The sequence below is a fragment of the Anaeromyxobacter sp. genome, from assembly GCA_016718565.1.
Classification (GTDB): Bacteria; Myxococcota; Myxococcia; order Myxococcales; family Anaeromyxobacteraceae; genus JADKCZ01.
In genome coordinates this window covers 850,792-876,828 of sequence record JADKCZ010000001.1, presented here as the reverse complement: position 1 = coordinate 876,828, position 26,037 = coordinate 850,792, and the positions used below count along the sequence as shown (strand labels likewise).

Annotated in this window: 19 protein-coding genes and 1 pseudogene; 12 read left to right on the top strand and 8 right to left on the bottom strand. The window is 74.8% G+C overall.

Annotated elements, in window-relative coordinates:
* Positions 1–66 precede the first annotated feature (66 nt).
* From IPO09_03790 to IPO09_03775, 4 genes are read right to left on the bottom strand one after another with little or no spacing between them, the layout of a single operon-like run.
* The gene (locus IPO09_03790) at positions 67–1,470 is read right to left on the bottom strand and encodes a protein kinase (protein ID MBK9516476.1); all 1,404 of its coding nucleotides are present in this window, start codon (positions 1,468–1,470) and stop codon (positions 67–69) included.
* 4 nt (positions 1,471–1,474) lie between these two features.
* Entirely contained in the window at positions 1,475–2,218 is a 744-nt protein-coding gene (locus IPO09_03785; GenBank protein ID MBK9516475.1) for a metallophosphoesterase family protein, read from the bottom strand.
* Between the two features lie 14 nt (positions 2,219–2,232).
* Positions 2,233–2,835, bottom strand: coding sequence for a 3'-5' exonuclease (locus IPO09_03780; GenBank protein MBK9516474.1), 603 nt, complete (start codon positions 2,833–2,835; stop codon positions 2,233–2,235).
* A gap of 33 nt (positions 2,836–2,868) precedes the next feature.
* Entirely contained in the window at positions 2,869–4,671 is a 1,803-nt protein-coding gene (locus IPO09_03775) for a cyclic nucleotide-binding domain-containing protein (protein MBK9516473.1), read from the bottom strand.
* Between the two features lie 296 nt (positions 4,672–4,967).
* Here IPO09_03775 and IPO09_03770 point away from each other — a divergent pair, with 296 nt between their 5' ends.
* Both IPO09_03770 and actP read left to right on the top strand, forming a co-directional pair.
* Positions 4,968–5,321, top strand: a complete 354-nt coding sequence (locus IPO09_03770; GenBank protein ID MBK9516472.1) for a DUF485 domain-containing protein — start codon at positions 4,968–4,970, stop codon at positions 5,319–5,321.
* Between the two features lie 79 nt (positions 5,322–5,400).
* The gene (actP, locus tag IPO09_03765; protein ID MBK9516471.1) at positions 5,401–7,020 is read left to right on the top strand and encodes a cation/acetate symporter ActP; all 1,620 of its coding nucleotides are present in this window, start codon (positions 5,401–5,403) and stop codon (positions 7,018–7,020) included.
* A gap of 109 nt (positions 7,021–7,129) precedes the next feature.
* Here the strand turns inward: actP and IPO09_03760 are convergent, their stop codons facing one another.
* Positions 7,130–8,179, bottom strand: coding sequence for a phosphotransferase (locus IPO09_03760; protein MBK9516470.1), 1,050 nt, complete (start codon positions 8,177–8,179; stop codon positions 7,130–7,132).
* A gap of 87 nt (positions 8,180–8,266) precedes the next feature.
* On the opposite strand from IPO09_03760, the gene IPO09_03755 reads away from it, so the two are divergent.
* Together IPO09_03755 and IPO09_03750 are read left to right on the top strand one after the other, a co-directional pair.
* Positions 8,267–9,649: a pyridoxal-phosphate dependent enzyme gene (locus IPO09_03755; protein ID MBK9516469.1), complete on the top strand. Its 1,383-nt coding sequence runs from the start codon at positions 8,267–8,269 to the stop codon at positions 9,647–9,649.
* Positions 9,650–9,657: 8 nt separating this feature from the next.
* Entirely contained in the window at positions 9,658–10,827 is a 1,170-nt protein-coding gene (locus IPO09_03750) for a cystathionine gamma-synthase (protein MBK9516468.1), read from the top strand.
* A 90-nt stretch (positions 10,828–10,917) separates the two neighbouring features.
* On the opposite strand, the gene IPO09_03745 is transcribed toward IPO09_03750, so the two are convergent.
* Complete coding sequence (locus tag IPO09_03745) at positions 10,918–11,133, bottom strand: DUF2892 domain-containing protein (GenBank protein MBK9516467.1); 216 nt, start codon at positions 11,131–11,133, stop codon at positions 10,918–10,920.
* Positions 11,134–11,226: 93 nt separating this feature from the next.
* Here IPO09_03745 and IPO09_03740 point away from each other — a divergent pair, with 93 nt between their 5' ends.
* The 8 genes and pseudogenes from IPO09_03740 (at position 11,227) to IPO09_03705 (ending at position 23,903) form a co-directional block, all read left to right on the top strand.
* Complete coding sequence (locus IPO09_03740; GenBank protein MBK9516466.1) at positions 11,227–13,296, top strand: hypothetical protein; 2,070 nt, start codon at positions 11,227–11,229, stop codon at positions 13,294–13,296.
* A gap of 87 nt (positions 13,297–13,383) precedes the next feature.
* The gene (locus IPO09_03735; protein MBK9516465.1) at positions 13,384–14,013 is read left to right on the top strand and encodes a DUF3365 domain-containing protein; all 630 of its coding nucleotides are present in this window, start codon (positions 13,384–13,386) and stop codon (positions 14,011–14,013) included.
* A complete protein-coding gene (locus IPO09_03730) occupies positions 14,010–15,176 on the top strand; it encodes a class I SAM-dependent rRNA methyltransferase (GenBank protein ID MBK9516464.1) in 1,167 nt (388 codons plus the stop codon). Before IPO09_03735 ends, IPO09_03730 begins: the two co-directional genes overlap by 4 nt.
* A 708-nt stretch (positions 15,177–15,884) precedes the next feature.
* Positions 15,885–17,585: an HNH endonuclease gene (locus tag IPO09_03725; GenBank protein ID MBK9516463.1), complete on the top strand. Its 1,701-nt coding sequence runs from the start codon at positions 15,885–15,887 to the stop codon at positions 17,583–17,585.
* 151 nt (positions 17,586–17,736) lie between these two features.
* Positions 17,737–19,881 carry a cyclic nucleotide-binding protein gene (locus tag IPO09_03720; GenBank protein MBK9516462.1) on the top strand — a complete coding sequence of 715 codons (2,145 nt, stop codon included), beginning with the start codon at positions 17,737–17,739 and terminating at the stop codon, positions 19,879–19,881.
* Positions 19,882–19,958: 77 nt separating this feature from the next.
* A pseudogene (locus tag IPO09_03715) lies at positions 19,959–21,533 on the top strand (GAF domain-containing protein).
* A 391-nt stretch (positions 21,534–21,924) separates the two neighbouring features.
* Positions 21,925–23,307 (top strand): M28 family peptidase, encoded by a 1,383-nt coding sequence (locus IPO09_03710; protein ID MBK9516461.1) that lies wholly within the window; start codon positions 21,925–21,927, stop codon positions 23,305–23,307.
* Positions 23,308–23,546: 239 nt separating this feature from the next.
* The gene (locus IPO09_03705; GenBank protein ID MBK9516460.1) at positions 23,547–23,903 is read left to right on the top strand and encodes a flagellar basal body rod protein; all 357 of its coding nucleotides are present in this window, start codon (positions 23,547–23,549) and stop codon (positions 23,901–23,903) included.
* Between the two features lie 165 nt (positions 23,904–24,068).
* On the opposite strand, the gene IPO09_03700 is transcribed toward IPO09_03705, so the two are convergent.
* Both IPO09_03700 and genX read right to left on the bottom strand, forming a co-directional pair.
* Complete coding sequence (locus IPO09_03700; protein ID MBK9516459.1) at positions 24,069–24,899, bottom strand: hypothetical protein; 831 nt, start codon at positions 24,897–24,899, stop codon at positions 24,069–24,071.
* A gap of 23 nt (positions 24,900–24,922) precedes the next feature.
* The gene (genX, locus tag IPO09_03695; GenBank protein MBK9516458.1) at positions 24,923–25,990 is read right to left on the bottom strand and encodes an EF-P lysine aminoacylase GenX; all 1,068 of its coding nucleotides are present in this window, start codon (positions 25,988–25,990) and stop codon (positions 24,923–24,925) included.
* Positions 25,991–26,037 lie beyond the last annotated feature (47 nt).

Sequence of the window (26,037 nt, the reverse complement as noted above, 5' to 3'; positions counted from 1 at the left end):
CCGCGCCCGCGCCGTGGTCGGGCCGCGCCTGGCCTGGGCACACCGCACCGCCGCGCCCGCAGGCCCTCACCCGGCCGCGCGCGGCCGCACCACCGTCACCGAGCAGCCCGCCTCCGCCGCCACCCGCGTCGAGACGAAGGTCCCCTTGAGCGGCACGTCGGAGGGCGGGGCGCCGATGACCAGGTGCTCCACCTGGTTCACCTTGGCGTACTCCAGCAGGGCCGCGGCCGGGTCGCTCGACTCGATGACGTGGTAGGAGAGCCGCTCCGGCGGCAGGCCCAGCGGCTCGGCCCAGTGGCGCAGCAGCACCAGGTGCCGGATGCGCAGGCTGGTGCCGGAGTCCTCCTCGCGGCCGCCGCCGAACTCGGAGGCGGGGTGGATCACCGAGACGCAGGTGAGCCGCCGATCGCCGTCCACCGCCATGAGCCGCTGCACCACCTCGCGCAGGGCCTGGAAGCGCTGCTCGTTCTTGTGCTGCGTGGCCACCGCCGCCAGCACGATGGAGGCCGAGACCAGGTGCTGGCTGGGCCGGTCCAGCGGCGAGGGCTCGTAGCCGGCCGCCATGATCCAGCGCTTCAGCAGCGTGCCCAGGCCGGGGCGGCGCAGCCGCCGCCCGCGCTCCCCCACGGTCACCTGCTCCGGGTGGGTGAGGTCGCTGGCCACCTGCGCCGCCGAGGCGTAGCGCTGGGCCGCCTGCGCCTCCAGGCAGCGCAGCGTCACCTCCTGCAGCCACTCCGGCAGGTCCGGGCGCAGCTTGCGCGGCGAGGCGGGCATGTGCCAGAGGCGGCGCCGCAGGCCGGCCTGGGTGGTGGGCGCGCCGTGCGGGTACTCGCCGGTGGACAGCTGGTAGAGGATGACGCCCAGGGCGAAGAGGTCGCTGCGCGGGTCCCAGCGCACGCCCAGCACCTGCTCCGGGGAGATGTAGGGGCCCGAGCCCATGGGGTGGCGGAACTCCTCCGCCAGCAGGTCGGGGAAGTGGGCGTGGCGCGCCAGCCCGAGGTCCACCAGCACCGCGGTCCCGTCCGGCCGGATGATGACGTTGGCCGGCTTGAGGTCGAGGTGCACCACCTCCTGGGCGTGCAGGGCGTGCACCGCGGTGGCGATGGCCGCCCCCAGCGCCGCCACCTCCTCGGCCGGCAGCGGCGCGCGCTCCGCCCAGTCCTTGAGCGACTGCCCCTCGATGCGCTCCATCACCAGGTAGGGCTGGCGCGCCAGGTCGCCCGAGGCCACGAAGCGCGGCAGGTGCGGGCCGACCACCGCGGCGTGGACCGTCTGCTCCACCTCGTAGGTGACCACCGTCTCGGAGGGCTCGCCGGGGCCGAGCCGCGGCACCTTGATGAGCAGCGGGAAGTCGAGGTCGGGCCGGTCGGGGGGCGGCGCGCAGGCGTAGATGACCCCCTGCCCGCCGGCGTGCAGCTTCTCGCCCACGGTGAAGCCGTCGATGACGTCGCCGGGCTGCAGTCCGCTCACGCGCTCACTCCCCCCGCTCCAGCCGCCGCGCCAGGCCTTCCGGCAGCCCGGCCGCCCGGATGCGGGCGGCCGCCTTGGACCACTGGTAGGGCACCCGGTGGAAGGTCAGGGTCCGCCGGGTGGTGTCGAGCAGGGCGTAGGCGGCGGCGGTGTTGCCGTCGCGCGGCTGGCCGGCCGAGCCCACGATGGCCAGCCAGCGCCGGTGGGCCGGCACCGGGATGGCCACGCCGGCCACCGGCCGGAAGGCCACCGGCCGGCCGCCGCCCGCCATGTAGTAGAGCATCGGCTCGTGCACGTGGCCGGAGAAGACGTAGGTGGCGCTGGTGGCGTCCAGGCTCTGGCCGGCCCGCAGCGGATCCGAGACGTAGGTCCAGTCGGCCGGCCGGTCGGCGCTGGCGTGCACGTAGAGCACGTCGTCCTGGCGCGCCGTCAGCGGCAGCCCGGCCAGGAAGGCCCGCTGGCCCTCGTCGAGCTGGCCGCGGGTCCACTCCACCGCCGCCTCGGCGCTCTTGTTCATGGTGTCCGAGCCGCTGTCGAGGATGGCGGCGTCGTGGTTGCCGCGCACCACCGGGGCGCCCTCGGCCGCCAGGCCCCGCACCAGCTCCAGCACCGCCGCCGGGTCCCCGCCGTAGCCCACCAGGTCGCCCACGAAGGCGTACCCGTCCGCCCCGTGCTCGCGGGCGTGCTCCAGGCAGGCGGTCAGCCCCTCCAGGTTGGCGTGGATGTCGGCGATGAGGGCGCGCTTCATGGCGGGGTGGGCGGCTAGAGGTCCCGGAGGGTCTTGGCGTGCAGCGCCTCGCGCAGCACCAGGAAGAGCTCGGCGGTGGCGATGGCGTCGGTGAGCGCGTCGTGGGCCTGGTAGTCGGGCAGGCCGTGGCGGCGGCGGGTCTCGGAGAGGTTGGTGCTGGGGACGTCGGGCTGGGCGTCGGCCGGCCGGATGAAGCGGGTCTTGCGGTCCAGCTTGTGGATCAGCTCCACCGTGTCCACCACCGGCGGCTTGGGCCAGGTGCGCCCCAGCCGGGCGTAGGCCCGCTTGAGGAACACCACGTCGATGGCCTGGTGGTGCACCAGCAGCGCCCCCTCGCGCAGGCGGCGGTCCACCTCCAGCAGCACGTCGCCCAGCGCGGGGGCGGCGTCCACCTCACCCTGCACCAGCTGGTGGGCCCGCACCGACTCGGGCTTGATGACCCGCCCCGCCTCCGGGCGGATCAGCGACTGGTAGGCCTCGCCCAGCCTGAGGATGCCGGCGCGCACCGGGAGCATGCCCACGGCGAGGATGGGGTCCCGCTTGGCGTCCAGGCCGCCGGTCTCGATGTCGAGGGACCAGTAGACGACCGAGTCCCAGGCGGGCGAGTGGAAGAGCACGGCGCCATCCTACCCCGCGGGCGCGGGGCCGGCTCAGAAGCTGGCCTGGTAGTGGTAGGCGGCCATCTCCTGCCAGGCCTTGACGGCGCGGAAGGAGTCCTTGAGGCGGCTCCGCTCGATGCCGGAGAGGTCGGTGAGGGCCACCTTGTTCACCGCCGGCTTCCCCTCCGCCAGCAGGCGCAGCTGCATGCGGAGCCGCAGCCCGAGCAGGAACTTGTAGGCCTCCGAGATGGTGCCGAAGACCTCCTGGCTCATCAGCCCGGCCTTGACGGCCGCCTCCAGCCGGCCGCGGGTGTTGCGCTCGCGCGAGCCGATCTCCAGGCCGTAGCAGCGCGCCAGGCAGACGATGGGGGAGAGCCCCTGCATCTTGAGGTCCAGCTCGGCCGACTCGCGCAGCCGCATCATGAGCGAGCCGGGCGTCCTCAGGTCCAGCGCGGCGCGGGCCAGGAAGCGCAGGAAGACCGGGTGCTGGGCCGTGTGGCTGAGCGCCTCCTCCAGCGGCTCCAGGTCCAGCTCACCGGCCACCCGCCGGATGTCGAAGAAGGTGGAGGCCTCCAGCAGCTCCTGCGGCTTGCGCGCCTCGAACCAGCCGGCGAAGCGCTGCACCCACTCGGAGAGGGTGCCGTTCCAGGCGGAGGCCATGTAGCCGCCGCTGCAGCGGGGGAAGCCGGCCGCCTCCAGGTCGGCGTTGACGCGCTCGGCCAGCGACTGGAACCAGGCCCGGTGCGGCTCGCCCTCGTCGTCGAAGACCAGCGCGTTGTCCTGGTCGGTCAGCAGGGTCTGCTCCATGCGCCCCTCCGAGCCCATGACCAGCCAGGCGTAGGGGGCCGGCGGCGGGCCCAGATCGGCCTCGGCGAAGGCCAGCACCCGGCGCACCAGGGCGTCGTTGAGGCGCGCCACGTAGCCGGCGATGACGTCGGCCTCCAGGCCGCCGGCCAGCAGCGCCGAGGCCATCTCGGTGACCTTGATGCCGTAGCCGGGCAGCGCGGAGCGGTCGGAGAGCCGCTCGACCCGCCGCAGCACCGCCACCGGCCCGGGCGCGTGGCACTTGAGGAGGTCGGTGGAGGTGAGCACCCCCACGATGGCCTCGCCGCGCCGCACCGGCAGGTGGTGGCCGCCCGAGTCGAGCAGGCTGGTCCAGGCGGCCGAGATGGGCGTGGCGCCGTCCACCGTGCGGATGGGACGCGACAGCACGGCGGTGAGCGGCGTGTCCGGCCCCAGGCCGGCGGCCAGCACCCGGTTGCGGAAGTCCCGGTCGGTGACGATGCCGGGCGGGTCGGTGCGCACCAGCACCGAGCTGATGCGCTGGTCGCGCATGACCTGGGCGGCCTGGCCCACCGTGGCGTCGGCCTCCACCCAGACGGCCGGCCGCCGCACCAGCTGCTGCACCTCGAGGTGCAGGTCGGCCTTGAAGGTGGTGACCGGCGAGTGCTCCAGGCTGCTGCGCAGCCGCTGCGACAGCCCCACCGCGAAGTGGCCGGCGAACTGCGCGTTGGAGAGCAGGCGCTGGAACTCCTCCGCCGGCAGCCGGTAGGCCAGCAGGTCGTCCTCCACCACCACGTCGATGGTGGCCTTGCCGGTGAGCAGCGAGGTGTAGCCGAAGGTCTCGCCCTCCTCCAGCACCTGCAGCAGCTGCCCCTCGCGCTCCAGGCGCACCGAGCCCTTGCGGATGACGTAGAGGTGGCCGAGCGGCGCGGCGCCGACCCGCACCAGGGTGCTGCCGGCCGGGTAGTAGCCCACCTCCAGCGCCCGGGCCGCCTCGTCGAAGAGCGCCGGCGGCAGGGCGTGGAAGGGGGGCGTGGCGCGCAGGTACGCGACGGGGTCGAGCGAGGCCATGGGTCCGGGCAGGATACGCCACCACCCGCCGCCGGGCGAGGCGGCGGGGCCCCCGGCGACGCCCGCTGCGCGGAGGGCGCACGGGCTGCGCGCAGCGCTTGCGTGGACTGGCCCGCGCGGCCTCGCTGGACTATCCAATTGATCTGGATCGAAGACTGGCTCAATCCACAATTTGCGCACGCTGTCCGCGTCCCAATGGTTCTGCTATTCCTTCGCCGCCCAACGATCTCGGACCGCACGCGACCGCGCCGCCTGGCCGGCGCGCAGGCGGACCCCGCGCCCCGCCGGAGGAACACATGTCGACCGCTTCCAAGCTGCAGCAGCCCGATGCGGGCGCCAAGAAGAGCGCCCGCGAGCTCATCGACTCGCCCGACTTCAAGGCGCTGGTGAAGAAGCGCTGGACCGTCAGCTTCAGCCTGCTGGCCGTCCTCTTCGTCGGCTACTACGGCTACATCCTGGTGGTGGCCACCAACAAGGAGTGGGTGGCCAGCACCGTCTCGTCCGAGCCGGGCGCCGTGGTCACCGTGGGCATCCCGCTCGGCATCGGCGCCATCGTGCTGGCCTGGGTCCTGACCGCCATCTACGTCTGGTGGGCCAACGCCGTCTACGACCCCGAGGTCCAGCGGCTCAAGGACCAGCTGAAGCACTGAGCCGCCCCACCTCCCCAAAGCCCCCACGGAGCCCACACCCATGCCTCCCACCACCGGCGCGGCCGCCACCAGCGACGCCATGACCTCCTCCCTCGGGACCACCTCGGTCTCGGCCGTCCTCTTCTTCTTCGTCATCATCGCCATCACCCTGGTCATCACCTACTGGGCGGCGCGCAAGACCAAGACCTCCTCCGAGTACTACGCGGCCGGCCGCAGCGTCTCGGCGCTGCAGAACGGCTTCGCCCTGGCCGGCGACTACATGTCGGCCGCCTCCTTCCTGGGCATCTCGGGCATGGTGGCGCTGTCGGGCTACGACGGGATGATCTACGCCACCGGCTGGCTGATGGGCTGGCCGGCGCTGATGTTCCTGGTGGCCGAGCCGCTGCGCAACCTCGGCAAGTTCACCTTCGCCGACGTGGTGGCCTTCCGGCTGCGCCAGAAGCCGGTGCGCATCGCCGCGGCCATCGGCGGCATCCTCACCGTGCTCTTCTACACCATCGCCCAGATGGTCGGCTCCGGGCACCTCATCCGGCTCATGTTCGGCATGCCCTACGAGCTGGCCGAGATCCTGGTGGGCATCGTCATGCTGGCCTACGTGCTCTTCGGCGGCATGCTGGCCACCACCTGGGTGCAGATCATCAAGGCGGTGCTGCTGCTGTGCGGCGTCACCCTGCTCACCTTCCTGACGCTGCGGCAGTTCGGCTTCAACCCGGTCACCCTCTACACCCGGGTGGTGGAGATGTACCCGGCGGCCGGCGGCGACCCGCTCAAGAGCGCCCTGGCCCCCGGCGCGCTGACCAAGAGCCCCATCGAGGCCATCTCGCTGGGCCTGGCGCTCATGTTCGGCCTGCTCGGCCTGCCGCACATCCTGATGCGCTTCTACACGGTGCCCGACGCCAAGGCGGCCCGGAAGTCGGTGCTCTACGCCACCGGCCTGATCGGCTACTTCTACGTCATCATCCCCATCGTGGGCTTCGGGGCGGCGGTGCTGCTCAAGGCCAACGTGGTCAAGGACGGCGTGGTGACGTCGCTGGCCGGGCGCGACCTGGTCACCTACTTCGACAAGGGCGGCAACATGGCGGCGCCGCTGCTGGGCGAGCTGCTGGGCGGCCAGGCCTTCCTGGGCTTCATCGCCGCGGTGGCCTTCGCCACCATCCTGGCGGTGGTGGCCGGCCTGACCCTGGCCGGCGCCTCCGCCTACAGCCACGACATCTACGTCTCGGTCATCAAGAACGGTCGGGCCACCGAGGAGGAGCAGGTCAAGGTGGCCAAGATCGCCACCATCGTCTTCGGGGTCATGGCGGTGGCGCTGGGCATCCTCTTCAAGGACGAGAACGTGGCCTTCATGGTGGGCCTGGCCTTCGCCATCGCCGCCTCGGCCAACTTCCCGGCGCTGCTGCTCTCGGTGCTGTGGAAGCCCTTCACCACCATGGGCGCCGTCTGGTCGATCGTGGTGGGCGCGCTCTCCTCCTCCACCCTGATCGTCCTGTCGCCCACCGTCTGGGGCAGCGTCTTCAAGCACTTCGACGCCCTCGGCAACCCGGTGGGGCTCTTCCCGTACAAGAACCCGGCCATCTTCTCGATGACCGCCGCCTTCGCCGCCGGCATCCTGGTGTCGCTGCTGACGCCGGAGAAGGACGCCCAGGAGAAGTTCGAGGACGAGAAGCTCCGCACCTACCTCGGCGTCGGCGCCGAGTAGCTTTCCTCACGCCCCTCCAGGGCGGCAGCACCAGGGGCGGGCCTCGCGAGGGCCCGCCCCGTCTCGTCCCGGGGCGCCGGAGCGGCGTGGCCCGCCGGCCCGGCGCGCCCTACGGCGCCAGCTCCGGCACGTGGCGCGCCAGCAGGGCCTGCAGCGGCGCCAGGTCCGGCCGCCGCGCCAGGGCCTCGCGGACGTACCGGAGCGACGAGGGGATGGAGACCAGGAACCCCGGGTTGTGGCGCACGCGGTCGATGAAGACGAAGCGCCCGGCGTCCTTGAGCTTCCGCTGCACCGTCAGCAGGTCGAAGGTCGAGCGGAACGGGGCGTACTCCAGCCTGGGCCCGCCCGCCGCCGCCAGCCGGTCGAGGTAGCGGCGCAGCATGGCCTCGATGAAGGGCTGGTCGAGCTCCACGTAGCTGTCGCGCAGCAGCGCCACCAGGTCGTACTGGCGCGGCCCCAGCAGCGCGTCCTGGAAGTCGATGACCACCTGCTCCCCGCCCGGCAGCACCATCAGGTTGCGCGACTGGTAGTCGCGGTGGGTGAAGCCGCGCGGCTCGGCGGCCAGGGCGGCGGCGATGCGGTCGAACCAGGCCTCCAGCTCGGCCCGCTCGGCCGGCGCCAGGGTGGCGCCCTTCCAGGCCTCCAGCAGCCACTCGCGGAAGTGGTGCAGCTCCCAGCGGTAGAGGTCCTCGTCGAAGGCGCGGTCGAAGGCCAGGCAGCCCCGCGGCGCCGCCTCGGCGGCGGCCCGCAGCCGGGCCAGCTGGTCGACGGCCCGCCCGTAGAGGGCGGCCCGGTCGTCGCCGGCCAGCAGGCGCGTCTCCAGCATGTCGTCGCCCAGGTCCTCCAGCACCATCAGCCCCGCGGCCTCCTCGAAGGCCAGGATGGCCGGCACCCGCACCCCCAGGCGCGAGAGGTAGCCCTGCACGTCCACGAAGGGGTCCACCGCCGGCCGCCCGCCCTTGGTGACCTCCTCCGGGCCGGCGCCCGGCGGCATCACCATCACCACCCAGGAGGCCGGCGGCGCGCCCACCCGCCAGTAGCTGCGCATGGAGGCGTGGCCCGCCAGCCGCTTCACCGGCAGTGCGCGGGCGTCCACCCCGGTGGCGCGGCCGACGGCGGCGCGGACGCGGGGATCGGTGGCGGCGTGGTCCTGGCTCATGGCGGGTCCTCGGGCGGCGCCGGGCGGCGCGTTGACGCTCCCTCCGGGGGGGGCCTATAAGTCCCGGTTCCCAGCCTCGGAGCCACCATGAGCTACCACGAGAACGTCCTCTCCGCGATCGGCCGCACCCCGCTGGTGAAGCTGCAGAAGGTGGTCGGCCCCGACGACGCCACCGTCCTCGTCAAGCTGGAGTTCCTCAACCCCGGCGGCTCCATCAAGGACCGCATGGCGCTGCACATCATCGAGAAGGCCGAGCGCGCCGGGCTGCTCCGGAAGGGCGGCACCATCGTGGAGAACACCTCGGGCAACACCGGGGTGGGGGTGGCGCTGGCCGCGGCGGTCAAGGGCTACCGCTGCATCTTCACCATGCCGGACAAGATGTCGAAGGAGAAGCAGGACACCCTGAAGGCCCTCGGCGCCCAGGTGGTGGTGACCCCCACCAACGTGCCGGCCGAGTCGCCCGAGAGCTACTACTCGGTGGCCCGGCGCATCGCCGCCGAGACCCCCAACAGCTTCTACGTGAACCAGTACCACAACCCCGACAACGTCGAGGCGCACCAGACCATCACCGCGCCGGAGATCTGGGAGCAGACCGGCGGCCGCTTCGACGCCTTCGTGGCCGGCGTCGGCACCGGCGGCACCATGAGCGGCTGCGGCCGCTTCTTCAAGCAGAAGGACCCGCGCATCCAGAACGTGGGCGTCGACCCGGTGGGCTCCGTCTACCACTCGATGTTCAAGACCGGGAAGCTCTCCACCCCGCACGTCTACAAGGTGGAGGGCATCGGCGAGGACATGATGTGCGGCGCCATGGACCTCTCGGTGCTCGACGACGTGCGCCAGGTGACCGACGCCCAGAGCTTCGCCATGGCGCGGCGGCTGGCCCGCGAGGAGGGCCTCTTCGCCGGCGGCTCCTCCGGCGCGGCGGTGCACGTGGCGGCGCAGCTGGCCCGCGAGCTGGGGCGCGGCAAGACCATCGTGGTGCCGCTGCCCGACGGCGGGCGCTCCTACATCTCCAAGTTCTTCTCCGACGAGTGGATGCGCGACAACGGCTTCCCGCTGGCCGACAGCGGCCCCAGCGTGGCCACCGCCACCGTGAAGGACGTGCTGGGCGAGCGGCGCGGCGCGGTCATCACCACCCGCCGCACCGACAAGGTCGAGGTGGTGGTCAAGAAGCTCAAGGAGCACGACGTCTCGCAGATGCCGGTGGTGGACGAGGCCGGGCGCGTCATCGGCATGATCCACGAGTACGACCTGCTCAACTTCCTGGTGGAGGGCAAGCACCGCCTCTCCGAGGTGGTGGAGCCGCTGGTGCAGCCGCTGCAGGGCGCGGTGGGGCTGGACACGCCCATCGGGCGGCTCCGCGAGATCTTCAACGACGACAACGTGGCGGTGGTGCGCGAGGGCGATCGGGTCACCGGCATCCTCACCAAGATCGACCTGATCGACTTCCTCGCCTCGCGCATGCGCTAGGGGGCCCCATGGCCACCGACCCGACCCACCGCTTCGACACCAAGGCCATCCACGCCGGCCAGGCGCCCGACCCCACCACCGGCGCGGTCATGACGCCGGTGTACCTGACCTCCACCTACGTGCAGGACGGGCCGGGCAACCACAAGGGCTTCGAGTACTCGCGCACCCAGAACCCCACCCGCTTCGCCCTGGAGGACTGCCTGGCGGCGCTGGAGGGGGCCCGCCACGGCCTGTGCTTCGCCTCCGGCCTGGCGGCCACCGACTGCCTGCTCCACCTGCTGGAGCCGGGCGACCACGTGCTGGCCTCCGACGACGTCTACGGCGGCACCTTCCGGCAGTTCGACAAGGTCTTCCGGCGCCACGGCCTGGAGTTCAGCTACGTGGACATGACCGACCCGGCCAACGTGGCGCGCGGCCTGCGGCCCGCCACCAGGCTGGTCTGGATCGAGAGCCCCACCAACCCCATGCTCAAGCTGGTGGACCTGGCCGCGGTGGCGGCGCTGGCCCGGGCCCACGGGGCCCGCACCGTGGTGGACAACACCTTCGCCACCCCGTTCAACCAGCGGCCGCTGGAGCTGGGCATCGATCTGGTGACCCACTCCACCACCAAGTACCTGAACGGCCACTCCGACGTGGTGGGCGGCGCCATCCTGGTGAGCGACGAGCCCCTCTTCGAGCGGCTCCGCTTCCTGCAGAACGCGGTGGGCGCGGTGGCCTCGCCCTTCGACTCCTTCCTGGTGCTGCGCGGCCTGAAGACCCTGCACCTGCGCATGGCACGCCACGCCGAGAACGCCGCCGCGCTGGCCACCTTCCTGGAGCGCCACCCGCAGGTGGAGCAGGTCATCTACCCGGGCCTGCCGTCCCACCCGCAGCACGCCCTGGCCCGGCGCCAGATGCGGACGCCCGGCGGCATGCTGGCCTTCACCATCCGCGGCGGCCTGCCGGCGGCCACGGCGTTCCTCAAGGCGGTGCGGGTCTTCGCCTGCGCCGAGTCGCTGGGCGGCGTCGAGAGCCTCATCGAGCACCCGGCCATCATGACCCACGCCAGCGTGCCGGCCGAGGTGCGGGCCGCGCTCGGCATCGGCGACGGCTTCATCCGGGTCTCGGTGGGCGTGGAGCACCTCGACGACCTGCTGGCCGATCTGGAGCTGGGCTTCCGGGCGGCGCGCGGCGCCTGAGCGGCGGCGGCTGGCGGCGCCCGGACCTGGCACGGCCCCGGCCTCCCGCGGGCTGGCGGGCGACCAGGGCCGCGGCGGGACCTGCTCAGCTCAGGCGTGCCCGGCCGGCTTCAGCCCGAAGGCCTTCAGGATGGTGGCGGCCGGGCAGAAGCCGGTGACGGCGCTCTGGGCCAGGTTGAACCCCACGAAGGCGGTGACCCAGAGGAAGCCCCCCGAGACGAAGACCGGGCTCTCGGACACCCCGAGGGCCAGGGAGAGGAGGATGGCAGAGCCCGCGAGGAGGCGGACGGCGTTCTCGACGTTCATGGGTACGGCTCCTGAGGGCGGCCGGGCGAGGCGGATCCGGCCCGGCGGCGATCCAGAGGATGCCCCCGATGCGGGCCGCGGTAAAGTCATGGGATGCTCACCTACACCGCCCTCCTCGCCTCCCTCGTGACCCTGGCCCTCCCCGCGCCCCCGAAGGCACTGCAGCCGGCCGTGGCGCGCGCCGAGGCGGCCCTGGTGGCCCGCCACGGCGAGGCCGAGCGGGACCGCGCCTCGCGCGGGGTCCGGCAGGTGGCCTCCCTGTGGCGCCCCGCCGACGGCGACGCCGCCGCCTTCGAGGCCTTCACCCTGGCCCAGTTCGCCCAGGCCGGCGTGCCGCTCGACACCCTCTTCGGCCGGCTGGAGGCCTCGCTGGAGACCCTCGACGGCCACGCCGTGGAGGTGGGGCGCGGCCTCTCCTGGTGGACCCAGATCGACACCGGCCCCATGGCCCCGGTGGACCCCCTGCTGGCCACCTACGACGCCAGCGCCCACGTGCAGGACGACCTCTTCGCCACCACGGTGGCCTTCGTGGCGCTGCTCAACTTCCCGCTCACCACCCTCGACGAGCGGCTGGCGGCCGGCCCGACCTGGACGCGGCGGCAGTGGGCCGAGGCACGCCTGGCCGGCCGCTTCGCCCGGCGCGTGCCGGCCGAGGTGAGCCAGGGGATCACGCGGGCCGCCGCCGCCTCCGACCTCTACGTGGCCGGCTACAACGTGTACGCCCACCACCTGCTCGACGCCGCCGGGGGGCGCCCCTTCGAGAAGGGCAAGCGGCTCCTCTCCCACTGGAACCTGCGCGACGAGCTGAAGGCCCAGTACGCCCAGGCGGGCGGCCTGGCCCGGCAGCGGCTGCTCACCACCGTGATGGAGCGGATCGTCACCCAGACCATCCCGGCCGACGTGGTGGACGACCCCACGGTGGACTGGGACCCGGTGACCAACCTGGTGCGCCCGGCCCCGGCGGCCGAGATCGAGGGCGGGGCCGCGGCCCGCGCCACGGTGGACGGGGCCCGCGAGCCGGACACCCGCTACGCCCGGCTCCTCCAGTCCTTCCGCGCGGTCAAGGCCGCCGACCCCTACTCCCCCTCCGCCCCCACCCACATGGCCAGGAAGTTCGAGCTGGAGCGCGAGCTGCCCGAAGCGCGGGTGGTGGCGCTGCTGGAGCAGGTGCTGGGCGCGCCGGAGGTGCGCCAGGTGGCGGCGCTGGTGCGGCAGCGGCTGGGCCGGCCGCTCGAGGCGCACGACCTCTGGTACGACGGCTTCCGCCCCCGCACCCGCTTCACCGAGGCCGACCTCGACGCCCGCACCCGGGCCCGCTTCCCCACCGCCGCGGCCTTCGAGCAGGACCTGCCCACCATCCTGGGGGCGCTCGGCTTCGCCCCCGACCAGGCCAGCTGGCTGGCGGCGCGCATCGCGGTCGATCCGGCCCGCGGCTCGGGCCACGCCGCCGGCGCGGCCCGGCGCGGCGACAAGGCCCGCCTGCGCACCCGGGTGGGCGAGGGGGGCATGGACTACAAGGGCTTCAACATCGCCGTCCACGAGCTGGGGCACAACGTGGAGCAGACCTACTCGCTCTACGGGGTGGACTCGACGCTGCTGCAGGGCGTGCCCAACACCGCCTTCACCGAGGCCATCGCCTTCGTCTTCCAGGCGCGCGACCTGGAGGTGCTGGGGCTGGGCGCGCCGGACGCCGAGGCCCGGCGGCTGCTGGCGCTCAACGACCTGTGGATGACCTGGGAGATCTCCGGGGTGGCGCTGGTGGACATCGGCGTGTGGCGCTGGATGTACGCCCACCCCCGCGCCACCCCGGCCCAGCTGCGCGAGGCCACCCTGCGCCTGGCCCGCGAGACCTGGAACCGCTGGTACGCGCCGGTGCTGGGGATGCGGGACTCGACCCTGCTGGCCATCTACAGCCACATGATCCACAGCTTCCTCTACCTGCCCGACTACCCGCTGGGGCACCTCATCTCGGCGCAGATCGAGGAGCACCTCTCGGCCCAGCCGCCGGGGCGGCTCGGGGCCGAGGTGGAGCGCATGACGAAGTACGGCGCAGTGGCGCCCGACCTGTGGATGCGCCACGCCACCGGCGCCGAGGTCTCGGCCACCCCGCTCCTGCGCGCCGCCGCGCGGGCGCTGGAGGCGGGCGGCCAGCCGGCGCCCTGACGTACCGGCCGCGCCGGGCGACCCGGCGCGACCCGGCGCCTGCGTTCTGCGCTAAGAAGGGCCACATCCCGCACACCCTGGAGCCACATGCCTCCCGCCCACCCCACCACGCTCGCCCTGGCCTCCGCCGCCCTGCTGGCGCTCGGCTGCGCCGCTTCGCCCGCCGCCGGCGAGGCCGCCGCCGGCGCCGCGGCCACCTTCGACCCGGCCCAGGCACCGCCCGCGCTGGCCCCCGCCGTGGCCCGCGCCGAGGCCGCCGTGAAGGCCCTGCAGCAGCGGCTGGCGCGCCGGCTCATGGAGGAGATGGCCAGCGCGCCGGGCGCGGTGAAGGTCTGCCGCCAGGAGGCGCCGGCCATCGCCGCCGAGGTGGCCGCCGCCGAGGGGCTTGCGGTGGGGCGCACCAGCCTGCGCCTGCGCAACCCGGCCAACGCCCCGCGCGCCTGGGCCCGGCCCACCCTGGCCGGCGCCGCCGGCAAGAAGGCGGCCGAGCTGAAGGCGGTGGCGGTGGACCTGGGCGACCGGGTGGGCTACCTGCGCCCCATCGGCGTGGCCACGCCGTGCCTCAAGTGCCACGGCCCGGCCGAGGGCATCACGCCGGGGGTGGTGGCGGCGCTCGCCGAGGGCTACCCCACCGACCAGGCCACCGGCTTCGCCGAGGGCGACCTGCGCGGCTGGTTCTGGGCCGAGGTGAAGAAGGACGCCCCCCGGGCCCAATGAACGAGCCCATCGTCGAGGTCACCCGCCGCGGCTCCGAGCGGCTCGAGAAGGGCCACCTCTGGATCTACCGGAGCGACGTGGCCAAGGCGCCGGGCGCGCAGGCCGGCGACGTGGTGGCGGTGGTGGACGGCCGGCGGCGCTTCCTGGCCAAGGCCTTCTGGTCGGCCACCTCGCAGATCGCGCTGCGCATCGTCACCCGCGAGGAGGAGGCGGTGGACGAGCCCTTCCTGGCTGGGCGGCTGGCCTCGGCGCGCGAGCTGCGCGACCGCGCCTTCCCGGGCGAGGGGGCCTGGCGGATGGTGCACGGCGAGGCCGACCTCCTGCCGGGGCTGGTGGTGGACCGCTACGGCGAGGTGGCGGTGATCCAGACGCTGGTGCCGGCCACCGAGCGGCGCAAGGACGTCATCGCCGACCTGCTCACCGCCTCCCACGGCTTCACCACCGTGGTGGAGCGCAACGACGTGCGGGTGCGCGAGCTGGAGGGGCTGGCCCAGGTGAAGGGGGTGCTGCGCGGCCCGGAGCCCGGGCCGGTGGAGTACCGCGAGGGCGAGGTGCGGCTCACGGTGGACGTGCTGCAGGGGCAGAAGACCGGCGCGTTCCTCGACCAGCGCGAGAACCACGTGCGGGCCGGGCAGTACGCCCAGGGGCGCTGCCTCGACTGCTTCAGCTACGCCGGCGGCTTCGCCCTGCAGCTGTGCCGCCACGCCGCCGAGGTGACCGCGGTGGAGATGCAGCCCACCGCGTCGGGGCTGCTGCGCGCCAACGCCGAGCGGAACGGCGCCGCGAACCTCACGCTGGTGGAGGCCAACGCCTTCGACTACCTGCGCGACCGCTCCGAGGAGGGACCGGCCTGGGACCTGGTGGTGCTCGACCCGCCGGCCTTCGCCAAGAACAAGGAGGCGCTGCCGGCGGCGCGGCGCGGCTACAAGGAGATCAACCTGCGGGCGCTGCAGATCCTGAAGCCCGGCGGCATCCTCATCACGGCCTCCTGCAGCTACCACCTCTCCGAGGTGATGCTGGAGGAGCTGCTGCTCGACGCGGCCCGCGACGCCGGCCGCGAGGTGCAGCTCTTGGAGCGGCGCGGCGCCGGGCGGGATCACCCGGTGCTGCTGGGGGTGCCGGAGACGCGGTACCTGAAATGCCTGGTGGCGCGGATTCCCTGAGGGGCGCCGGCTCTGCCGGCGCCGGGCACCCCGAGCGGAGCGGCGGCGAAGCCGTCGCGGAGTCGAGGGGGCCCCGTCGGTCGAACCGTCGGGCCCCGTCTGACCCCTCGGACGGCGCCGCCCGGAACGGCGCGGCCGTGGTCCGGCTCGCTTCGGCCTGGTCCTCGCGCCGCCCGCGGTGACCCGTGGCCTCGGCGCGCGCCGAGGTGACGCAGGTGGCGCGCCCTCGAAACGCGCCTGCGGGATCGCGCTGCGCGCGGCCCATCGCGCTGCGCGCGGCCCGCAGGCTTGGACGGACTCGGGCGCGCGCGGGGTGTCCGGGGCGCGCCTCGGCGGGCCCGTGATCCGGTCGCGGCGCTGCGGAGGGCCTGCGCGCTCCGGCCCACGGCCGTTCGGTGGGGGCGGCGCCTTCATGGGTGGTGGACCCCGACCCCGACATCCACCAGGAACGCGAGCAGCGAGGCCGCGCGCCCCGAGCGAAGCGCCGCAGGCGCGGAGTCGAGGGGGACCCCGACCCCGACCGCGGCCGCGACCGCGACCCCGAGGTTGTGTACTCCCTCTCCCCTCCGGGGAGAGGGCCGGGGTGAGGGGCACCCTGACGACCTCGACCAAGGGTACGTGCGACTACGCGGCCGACCACCACGAAACCCCTGTCCCACTTGGGTTTCACGCACCTCGAATGTCAGACCCCCATGCGACTCTGAGTGCATGGTCGCTCACTCCCTCCGCCTCGTCCTCCCCTCCGACGCCCACGCGCCGGAGGCGCTCGCCGCGCCCACCTTCCTAGTCGCCTGCGAGGCCTCCGCCGCCTGGCTCGCGGCCCGCCCGCCGCAGCCGCTGCCGCCCGCCACCCTCACCGACGCCCGCGCCCTGCGCGACGCCCTGGCCGGCCTCCTCTCCCGCGAGCGCGCCGCCGCGGCCGACTTCCTCCTGGCCCTGGCCGACTTCGACCAGCGGCGCGGCTGGGAGGTGCTCGGCCATTCCAGCCTGTTCACCTTCCTCACCCGGGAGCTTCACCTCTCCAAGGGCGCCGCCTTCCTCCGCTTCACGGCGGCCCGCCTCCTGCCCCGCTTCCCGGCCGTCGAGGCGCCGCTCCGGGACGGCCGGCTCTGCCTCTCCACCATGGGCGAGCTGGCCCGGCTACTGACCCTGGAGAACCAGGCCGAGCTGCTGCCCAGGTTCTTCGGCCTCTCCGCCCGGGAGGCCAAGGAGGTGGCGGCGGCCATCTCGCCGCTGCAGGACCCACCGCGCCGGGAGGTGGTGAAGATCATCCCGACGCAGCAGCCCGTCGCGAGCAGCGGATCGTCCGGTTCACCCGCTGGGGGTGGTCTGGTTCGGACGTCCGAACTCCTGCTGGCCGCCGCTGCGCCGCAGCCCATCCCACTACTGAGCGCAGAGCAGGCCGCAGCACCCGCTCGGGGCGAATTGGTTCGGACGTCCGAACTCGCACTGTCCGTGACGCTGCCGCATCCCCTGCCTTCCGGCAGCATGGACTGGTCCGGTGACCCCGCTCGGGTCGATCTGGTTCGGACGTCCGAACCACCGCGGGCCTCGGTGAGGCCGCAGCCGGATGAGGTCGAGCCCCTCACCGCCGACCTGCGCCGCCTCCACCTCACCGTCTCGCGCCGCCTCCTCGAGAAGGTCGCCGCTGCAAAGGACGGCCTCGCCCACGCGCTCCCCGGCGCCACCACCGCGCAGGTGCTGGAGGCCGCGCTCGACCTCTTGCTGGAGAAGCAGGCCAGGAGGAGGGCCCTACCCGCCGGCGCTCGCGCCGGCGCGCAGGTGGCGAGCAGCGTCGTGCAGCCGTCCAGCGCAGGCAATCCTACCGTCCCAGCGGGTTCAGCCTCCGCGCCGAGCGACGATGACGCCATGGGCTCCGGCGCCGCCAGGTCCGCCGCTCACCCCAGGTCCTCCGTCCACCACGAGGCGGAGGGTCACGCCAATTCCGCCGACACCGCCTCCCCGAAGGCCCCTCCAAACTCGCCAGCCGCCGCCGCCCCCGCACCCCACCCCCGCTTCATCCCCGCCGCCGTCCGGCGCGAGGTCTGGCAACGCGACGGCCAGCGCTGCCAGTTCCCGCTCGACCTCGGCGGCACCTGCGGCGCCACCCACCGGCTCGAGCTCGACCACCTCGTGCCGCTCGCCCTGGGCGGCCAGGCCACCGCGGCCAACCTCCGGGTGGTCTGCGCCCGCCACAACCGTTACGCCGCCCGGCTCGCGCTCGGGCCCGCCGCCGCGGCCGAGCGGGGGCGGCAGCGGGCCAGGACCGAGGGTCCAACTTGCGTGGGAGCCGAGCGCGCGCTGATCAGCTCGACGGGGAGGTCCAGGAGTGATTCCACTGACGATCCGTCTCCCCGGGGTGGCCTTTCCGCTGCGGCCGGCGATCCAGACTGGACCCACGCTGAGTGACACGCCGGCGTCGAGGGCCAGTCCCAGCCGACGGAACCCACCACACCCCTCCCTCCCCCTCCCCACCCGTGTTCCCCGCACCCCCGCCGCGGAGTAGGATCCTCCCCCACCCCCGCCGGCCGGCCACCTGGCCAGGAGCCCCCTCCCGCCGATGTCGCTCCGCCTCACCGACCTCGGCCCGGACGAGCGCGCTGCGCTGGGCGCCAGCCCGCTGCTGGCCCAGCTGGCGGAGGCCGACCTCACGGTCCTGCTGGCCCACGCCGGGCGGGTGGCGCTGCCGGCGGGCGCCCGGGTGCACGGGGAGGCCGACGCGGGGCGCCACCTCTCGGTGATCCTCACCGGCCACGCCAGCTGGCGGCGCGAGCAGCTGTCGGTGCGCCGCCTCTCCCCGGGCGACCACTTCGGCGAGCTGACCCTGCTCGGCGAGCGCCACCTGGGCGAGGTGGTCACCAGCGAGACCCCGCTCACGGTGCTGCGCCTCGGCACCACCGGCCTCTCGGCGCTGGAGGCCGAGGCGCCGCAGGCGGCCCTCAAGCTGGCCCACGCCCTGGCCGACGAGCTGGGGCGCGAGGTGGCCCGCCTCACCGGCGACATGGGGCTCCTCCTGCGCGGCCGCTCGCTGCCGCGCGCCAGCGCCGTCGCGGTCACGGTGGGGGGCGTGCCCCGCCAGGTGCCCACCGGCACCCGGCTCAAGGACCTCCTGCCGGCCGAGGTGGACGGCGCCCTGGTGGTGGCCGGCCTGCTGGGCGAGCGGCCGGTCTCGCTCTCCACGCCGGTCTTCACCGACACGGTGGTGACCCCGCTCACGGTGGCGCACTGGGAGGGGCGGCAGATCTACTCGCAGTCGGTCGGCCTCCTCTTGCTGGAAGCCGCCCTGATGGAGGCGCCGCTGCTGCGGGTCCGGCTGGGCCCCTCGCGCGGCCTCACCCAGGTGGTGCAGGTGGAGGGCGGCCAGGACGGCACCGCCGCCGACCTGGCCGGCCGGCTGGCCGAGGCCATGCGCCGCCACGCCGCCACCGACGCCCCCTTCCGCCTGGAGTACTGGGCCACCGACGAGGCGCTGGCCTGGTTCCAGCAGCGCGGCTGGACCGACGCGGCCCGGCTGCTCCGGCTGCGCCGCCAGGCCACGGTGCGGCTGGTCTCCTGCGGCGAGTGCTACGCGCTCTCCATGGGGCCGCTCCTCCCCTCCACCGGGCTCATCCAGGGCTTCACGCTCACGCCCCACCCGGAGGGGCTGGCGCTGGGCCTGGGCGAGCGCGACCCGCGCACCCGCGGCCGCCCGGCCGCGGCGACCCCGCCGGCCACCCGCGACGGCGACATGGCGGGCGAGCACCAGCGCTGGCTCACCGCCATGGGCGTGGACAGCGTGGGGGCCCTCTCGGAGCTGTGCATCGACGGGCGGGTCTCGCAGCTCATCCGGGTGGCCGAGGGCTTCCACGAGAAGCGCATCTCGCGCATCGCCGACCAGATCGCCGCCGCCCGCGACCGGGTCCGCATCATCTCCATCGCCGGCCCGTCCTCCTCCGGCAAGTCCACCTTCATCAAGCGGCTCACCGTCCAGCTGCAGATCGACGGCGTCAACCCGGTGGCCCTGGGGCTCGACGACTACTACGTGGATCGCGAGCGGACCCCGCGCGACGAGCGGGGCGAGTGGGACTTCGAGGCGCTCACCGCGCTCGACCTGCCGCTCCTGCAGGACCACGTGCGCCGCCTGCTGGCCGGCGAGACGGTCAAGACGCCGCGCTACGACTTCCTCACCGGCCTGAGCCGCCCGGGCGCCGGCCACGAGCTGACGCTGCGCCCCGGCGACGCCCTCATGCTGGAGGGGATCCACGGCCTCAACCCCGGGCTGCTGGGGCCCATCCCGCGCCAAGGCGAGCTCTTCCGCGTCTTCATCCACCCGGCCACCAGCCTGCCCTTCGACCGGCTGACCCGCGTCTCCACCACCGATCTCCGCCTGCTGCGCCGCATCGTGCGCGACCGCCACCAGCGCGGCTACAAGGCGGCCGAGAACATCGCCCGCTGGCCCTCGGTGCAGGCCGGCGAGCGGGCCCACATCTTCCCCTTCCAGCACCAGGCCGACGCGGTCTTCGACTCGGCCCTGGTGTACGAGCCGGCGGTGCTCAAGATCTTCGCCGAGCGCTACCTGCTGGAGGTGCCGCCCGACCACCCGGCCTTCCCCACCGCCCACCGGCTGCGCTACCTGGTGGACCGCTTCGTCTCCATCCACCCCGAGCACGTCCCCCCCACCTCCCTGCTGCGCGAGTTCATCGGCGGCAGCGGCTTCGAGTACTGACCGTGGCCTTCTGGCGCTTCCTCCGCCGCGGCGCGAGCCCATCCACCGAGAAGCGCCTGCGGGCGCTGGTGAGCCAGGCGCCCAGCATCTTCTTCGTGCTCGACAAGCACGGCCGGGTGGTGATGGCCGAGGGGCGGCTGCTCCGGGCGCTGGGCCGCCGCGCCCCCACCGACGTGGGCAGCTCGGTCTTCGACCTCTTCAAGGACGTGGGCTGGGCGCTCGAGGGGGTCAAGCGGGCGCTGGCCGGCCGCACCGTGACGGTGCGCGGCGAGGTGGACGGCCGCCACTACGAGGCCCGCTTCGCCCCGGTGCGCGACGCCGACGGCGCGCTGGAGGAGGTGGTGGGGCTGGCCTCCGACTCCACCGACCTGCACGAGGCCGAGGAGCGGCTGCGCCGGCAGGCCTCGCGCCTGGCCGCCCTGGCCGAGGCCTCGCGGGTCTTCGCCGGCGGCCTGGACTACACCACCACCCTGGACACGGTGGCGCGCCGGCTGGCCGAGCTGATCGGCGACGGGGCCCTCATCCGCATGGTCTCCGACGACGGCGCCTGGCTGGTGCCGGTGGCCATCTACCACCCGGATCCGGCCCGGGCGGCGCTGCGCCGCCAGGTGCTGGAGGCCTCGCCGCAGCGCATCGACGAGGGGATGACGGCGCGGGTGCTGCGCACCGGCCAGACCCTGCGGGTGGCCGACCTGACCCCCGAGGTGATCCACGCCTCCATGAAGCAGGCCTACTGGCCCTACCTGGAGGGCGCCAGCTCGCTGCTCATCGCGCCGCTCATCCACCGGCGCGAGATCCTGGGCCACATCACCCTCTTGCGCGACCAGGGGCGCCCGCCCTACACCGCCGAGGACGAGACCCTGCTGGAGGACCTGGCCCACCGCGCCGCCCAGGCCATCGAGAACGCCCGGCTCTACGGCCAGGCCCAGGCGGCGGTGGTGGCGCGCGACGAGTTCCTCTCCATCGCCTCGCACGAGCTGCGCACCCCGCTCACCGCGCTCCGGCTGGCGCTGGAGAACCTGCGCCGGGTCTCGGCGCGCGAGGCGGCCGGCGCGGCCCCCTCTCCCAACCTGGAGCGGGTGCTCTCGGCCTCGGAGCGGGCCGGGCAGCGGCTGGAGAAGCTGGTGGAGGCGCTGCTGGACGTGTCGCGCATCCACATGGGCCGGCTGGAGCTGGACGTGGAGCCGCTCGACCTGGGCGCGGTGGTGGCCGAGTCGGTCAGCGCCCTCGACGACGAGCTGCAGCAGGCCGGCTCGGTGGTGACCGTGACCGGCGAGCCCACCAGCGGCCACTGGGACCGGCTGCGGCTGGGGCAGGTGGTGGTGAACCTGCTGGCCAACGCGGTGAAGTACGGCGCCGGCAAGCCCATCGAGGTGGCCTACGGCGCCGACGAGGGGCGGGCCTGGCTCTCGGTGCGCGACCACGGCATCGGCATCGACGCCAGCGACCAGCGCCACATCTTCGAGCGCTTCGAGCGGGCCGTCTCCAGCCAGAACTACGGCGGGCTGGGGCTGGGGCTCTACATCGTGAAGCGCATCGTGGAGTCGCACGGCGGGACGGTGCGGGTGCAGTCGGAGCCGGGCCAGGGGGCCGCCTTCCGGGTGGACCTGCCCATCCGGCCGGCCGTGCCGGTGAACCGCACCGAGTCCTGAGCCTCGGCCGCCCCTCACCCCGGCCCTCTCCCCGGAGGGGAGAGGGGGAGAGTCGGTGGACGCGGACCCTCACCCCGGCCCTCTCCCCGGAGGGCAGAGGGGGCTGACAGGGCGTGTCGCCTTGCGAGGACGAGGTCTGCCGTTGGCCGGGCGGAAGTGCCAGCAAGGCCAGGAACCACGGTCTGCTCACCCTCTCCCCCAGCTTGCTGGGGGAGAGGGCCGGGGTGAGGGGGCCGGCCAGCCCTCTCCCCGCACCCCGGGGGTCGACCGCGGCGCCGCCACCCGCTAGAACCTGCGGCTCACCCGAGGAGCCCCTCCCGTGCTCACCCTCGCCGCCGCCCTGCTGCTCGCCGCCGCCCCCACGCCCCCCGCCGACGTGCCCGCCCGCCTCATGGGCGCGGCGCTCACCGAAGGGCGGGTCCTCTCCCGGCTGGCCGACCTCACCGACACGGTGGGCCCGCGGCTGACCGGGTCGCCGGGCGCCGAGGCGGCGGTGGCCTGGGCCGTCCGCACCTTCCAGGCCGAGGGGCTGCGCCCCTGGACCGAGCCGGTGGTGGTGCCGGTGTGGCGGCGCGGCGAGGAGCGGGGCGAGGTGGTGGCCACGCCGCCCGCGGTGAACCAGCCGCTGCGCCTGACGGCGCTCGGCAACAGCCCGGGCACCCCGCCCGGCGGCCTGACCGGCCAGCTGGTGCAGGTGGGCTCGCTGGAGGAGCTGGCGGCCCTGGGTGAGCAGGTGCGCGGCAAGGTGGTCCTGTTCCAGCACGGCATGGGGCCGGCGCCGCTCGGGCAAGGGCTGGGCTACGGCGACGTGGCGCGGCTGCGCAGCCGGGGCCCGGCCGCGGCCGCCCGGCTGGGCGCGGTGGCGGCGCTGGTCCGCTCGCTGGCCTCCGCCTCGCTGGCCACCCCGCACACCGGCCAGACCTCCTTCGGCGATGGGCCGGCCATCCCGGCCGCGGCGGTGACGGTGGAGGACGCCCTCCTCCTGGCCAGGCTGGCCGCGCGCGGACCGGTGACGGTGCGGCTGGTGCTCGGCTGCGGTCCGGGCACGCCCGCCACCGCCTGGTCGGCCAACGTGCTGGCCGAGGTGCGCGGCCGGGAGCGGCCGGAGGAGGTGGTGATCGTCTCCGGCCACCTCGACAGCTGGGACCTGGGGCCCAGCGCGGTGGACGACGGCGCCGGCGTGTCGATGGCCATGGAGGTGGTGCGGCTGCTGTCGCGGCTGCCGGTGGCGCCGCGCCGCACGGTGCGCGCGGTGCTCTTCATGAACGAGGAGAACGGCACCAACGGCGGCGTGGCCTACGCCCGGGCCCACGCCGCCGAGCTCCACCGGCACGTGGCGGCGGTGGAGACCGACGCCGGGGCCGGGCGGCCGCTGGGCGCCTCGGTCGGCGCCGGCGAGGGCGGGCTGGCGCTGGTGGAGCGCTGGCTCTCACCGCTCCGCCCGCTCGGCGCGGGCGCGGTCCGCGCCGGGGACGGCGGCGTGGACATCGGCCCCTTGCGCCACGCGCAGGTGCCGGTGCTGGAGCTCTGGCAGGACGGGGCGCACTACTTCGACTGGCACCACTCGGCGGCGGACACCTTCGACAAGGTGGTGCCGCACGACCTCCTGCTCGCCACCGGCGCCTACGCGGTGCTGGCCTGGCAGCTGGCCGAGCAGCCGGAGGTGCTGCCGCGCCCGCCAGTCCCCACCGACCCGCCCTGGTGGTCCGCCGAGCCGCTGCCGCCACCCGACGGGCGGCCGGCCAAGGGCCGGTCGCCAGCCGCTGGCGAGTAGCCGGGCACCAGGTCACGCTCCAGCTGGCAGGTTGGGGGGGAGCGCCAGCCGGCGTCGAATGGTCGGTCAGCCGGCCCGCTCCAGCGCGCGGCCACGGGCCGGTCACCAGCCGCGGGCGAGCAGCCAGCCATCCAACCGGACCGCCTGGCGAAACTCCGGCCCCCCGGGCGGGTCCTTATCGGGCCCTCCGGCCGTGCCGAAGTCCCCCTGGGGTGAGGCGTGCCCCGGGGAGCCACTCGATGAGCACCATCCACGGCATCGCAGCCAGCGGCCTCGCGGCGGCCTCCGCCCGCCTCGGCGTGAGCGCCCACAACGTGGCCAACGCCCTCACCCCGGGCTTCCAGCCGGGCCGCGTCGAGGTGAGCGAGGTGGCCGGCGGTGGCGTGGCCACCCGGGTGGGCCAGGCCACCGATCCGCTGGCCGAGGCCCGCGCCGATCGCGCGCTGCTGGCCGGCGGCGCCCCGGGCGAGTCGGGCACCGACCTGATCGCCGAGGTGGTGGAGCAGTCGCGCGCTGCGCTGCTGCAGCAGGCCAACCTGGCCACCCTGCGGACCGCCGACGAGACCCTCGAGGCGCTGCTGGCGCTGAAGCGCTGAGCCGACGTGCCGCGCCGAGCGGCGCGGTGGCGGTCCCGCCCAGCTGTGCCCGTTCGCGCCGAGCGGCGCGGTGGCGCTCCAGCCCCACCTCCACCCGTTCGCGCCGAGCGGAGCGCCGCAGGCGCGGAGTCGAGGTGCGCCCATCGGGCCCCGTCCGCCGCACCCCTACAGCTTCTGCGCCTCGGCCTTGAGCGCCTCGCGCGCCCGCTTCTCCGCCTCGGCGCGCGCCTTCTTCTCGGCCGCCTCCCGCGCCTTCCGCTCTGCGGCCAGCGCCGCCTCCTCGACGCTCGGCCCCCCACCGGCCGCGGCCCCCGGGCGCGCCTCGGTGACCGGTGGCGCGAACCAGCCCACGCTCGAGCTCCAGCCGTCCAGGAACGGCAGCGCCACCTGCAGCCCGTCGCGGGCCCAGACCGTCCGCGCGCCGATGACCGAGGGCGCCCCGTACCGCTCGGTCAGGAGCGCGGTGAGCGTGGCGGCCCAGGCCGCCGGGTCGCCGGGATCCTCGGCCGGCAGGAGCGCCACCGCGGTGAGCCGGCCGCGCAGGAAGCGGAAGCCGAGGATCGAGGCGTGGCCCGCCACCACCAGGCCGGGCGCGGCCACCCGGGCCCCGCCCTCGCCGGCCGGATCGTAGCCCTCGCCCAGCTCGAACGGCTCGGTGGTGGAGAGCGGCCCGCCCTCGGCGGCCAGCGCATCCTTCACGTCGCCCGGCCCCATGCCCCAGCGGAGCTGCTGGTAGCCGACCTTGGTCCAGCCGGCCGGCGGGGTGCGCCCGAGGCCGTCGGCCGGGGGCGGCGGCTTCACCGGCTTGACCGGGGCCGCCTTCGCGCCGGCTGGAAGAGGCGCCGCGGGCAGCGCCTTCGCGCCGGGCGCGGCCGGCGGCGCGGCGGCAGGTGCGACCGCGGCCCTGGCGGCCGGCGGGCCTGCGGCGCCGTGGGCGGGTGGCGCAGGCGGCGTGGCGGCCAGCAGGAGCAGCGCAGCGATGAGGGGGTGTGGCACGGGACCTCGGGGGCGTCGGTGGATCAGCCGGAGGGGAACCCGGCCGCCGGGAAGAGCAGCACCTCCTCGATGGAGGCCGCGCCGGTGAGCAGCATGAGGAGCCGGTCGAACCCCACCGCCACGCCGCCCGCCTCGGGCATGCGCGGCAGGGCGGCCAGGAAGTCCTCGTCGAGCGGCAGCGCCGGGCGCCCGAGCCGCACCCGCAGCGCCTGCTCCTCCAGGAGCCGGGCCCGCTGCTCGACCGCGTCGGTGAGCTCGGTGAAGCCGTTGGCCAGCTCGAGCCCTCCGGCGTAGAGCTCGAACCGCTCGGCCCACCGCGGGTCGTCGGCGCGGAGGCGCGCGAGCGCCGCCATCGAGGCCGGCCAGTCGGTGAGGAAGGTGGGCCGCTCCAGGCCGAGCCTGGGCTCCACGGCGTCGAGCATGAGCCGGAAGAAGGTGTCGTCGAAGGGCTCGTCCGCCGGCCCCACCGGGTGGCCGGCGGCGCGCGCGGCGGCGCGCAGCCGGACGGCGTCGCCCGCGCAGGCCCCGAGGTCCACCCCGGCGTGGCGGCGGAAGGCCTCCGCCACGGTGAGCCGCTCGAAGGGCGCGGCCAGCGCCACGGTGCGCCCGCCGCGCCGCACCTCCGGGGCGCCGCCCGGCGCCAGCGCCCGCGCCGCCGCCTCCACCAGCCGCTCCAGGTCCGCCATGATGCCCGCGTACCCGGTGCCGGCCCGGTAGAACTCCAGCATGGTGAACTCGGGGTTGTGGGTGGCCGAGACCTCGCCGTTCCGGAAGACCCGCGAGAGCTGGAAGATGCGCTCGAACCCCTCCGCCAGCAGCCGCTTCATGGCGTACTCCGGGCTGGTGATGAGCCAGCGCGGGCTGGGCGGGCCGCCGCCCTCGGGCAGGAACGGCGTGAGGAAGGGCGAGAGGTGCGGCTCCATGCCGGGCGCCGGCACCAGGGTCGGCGTCTCCACCTCCTCGTAGCCCGCGGCGCCCAGGGCGCGGCGCACCTCGGCGGACAGGCGGGCCCGGGCTCGGGCCATCTCGCGGCGGGCGCTGGTCACGGGCCCGGAGTGTAGCCGGTCGGCGGGCGGAGGTCCGGGGCCCATTGGCCCTCGGGGCCGCCGCTCGATTTCAGCCGGCCGCGGGGCGGGGT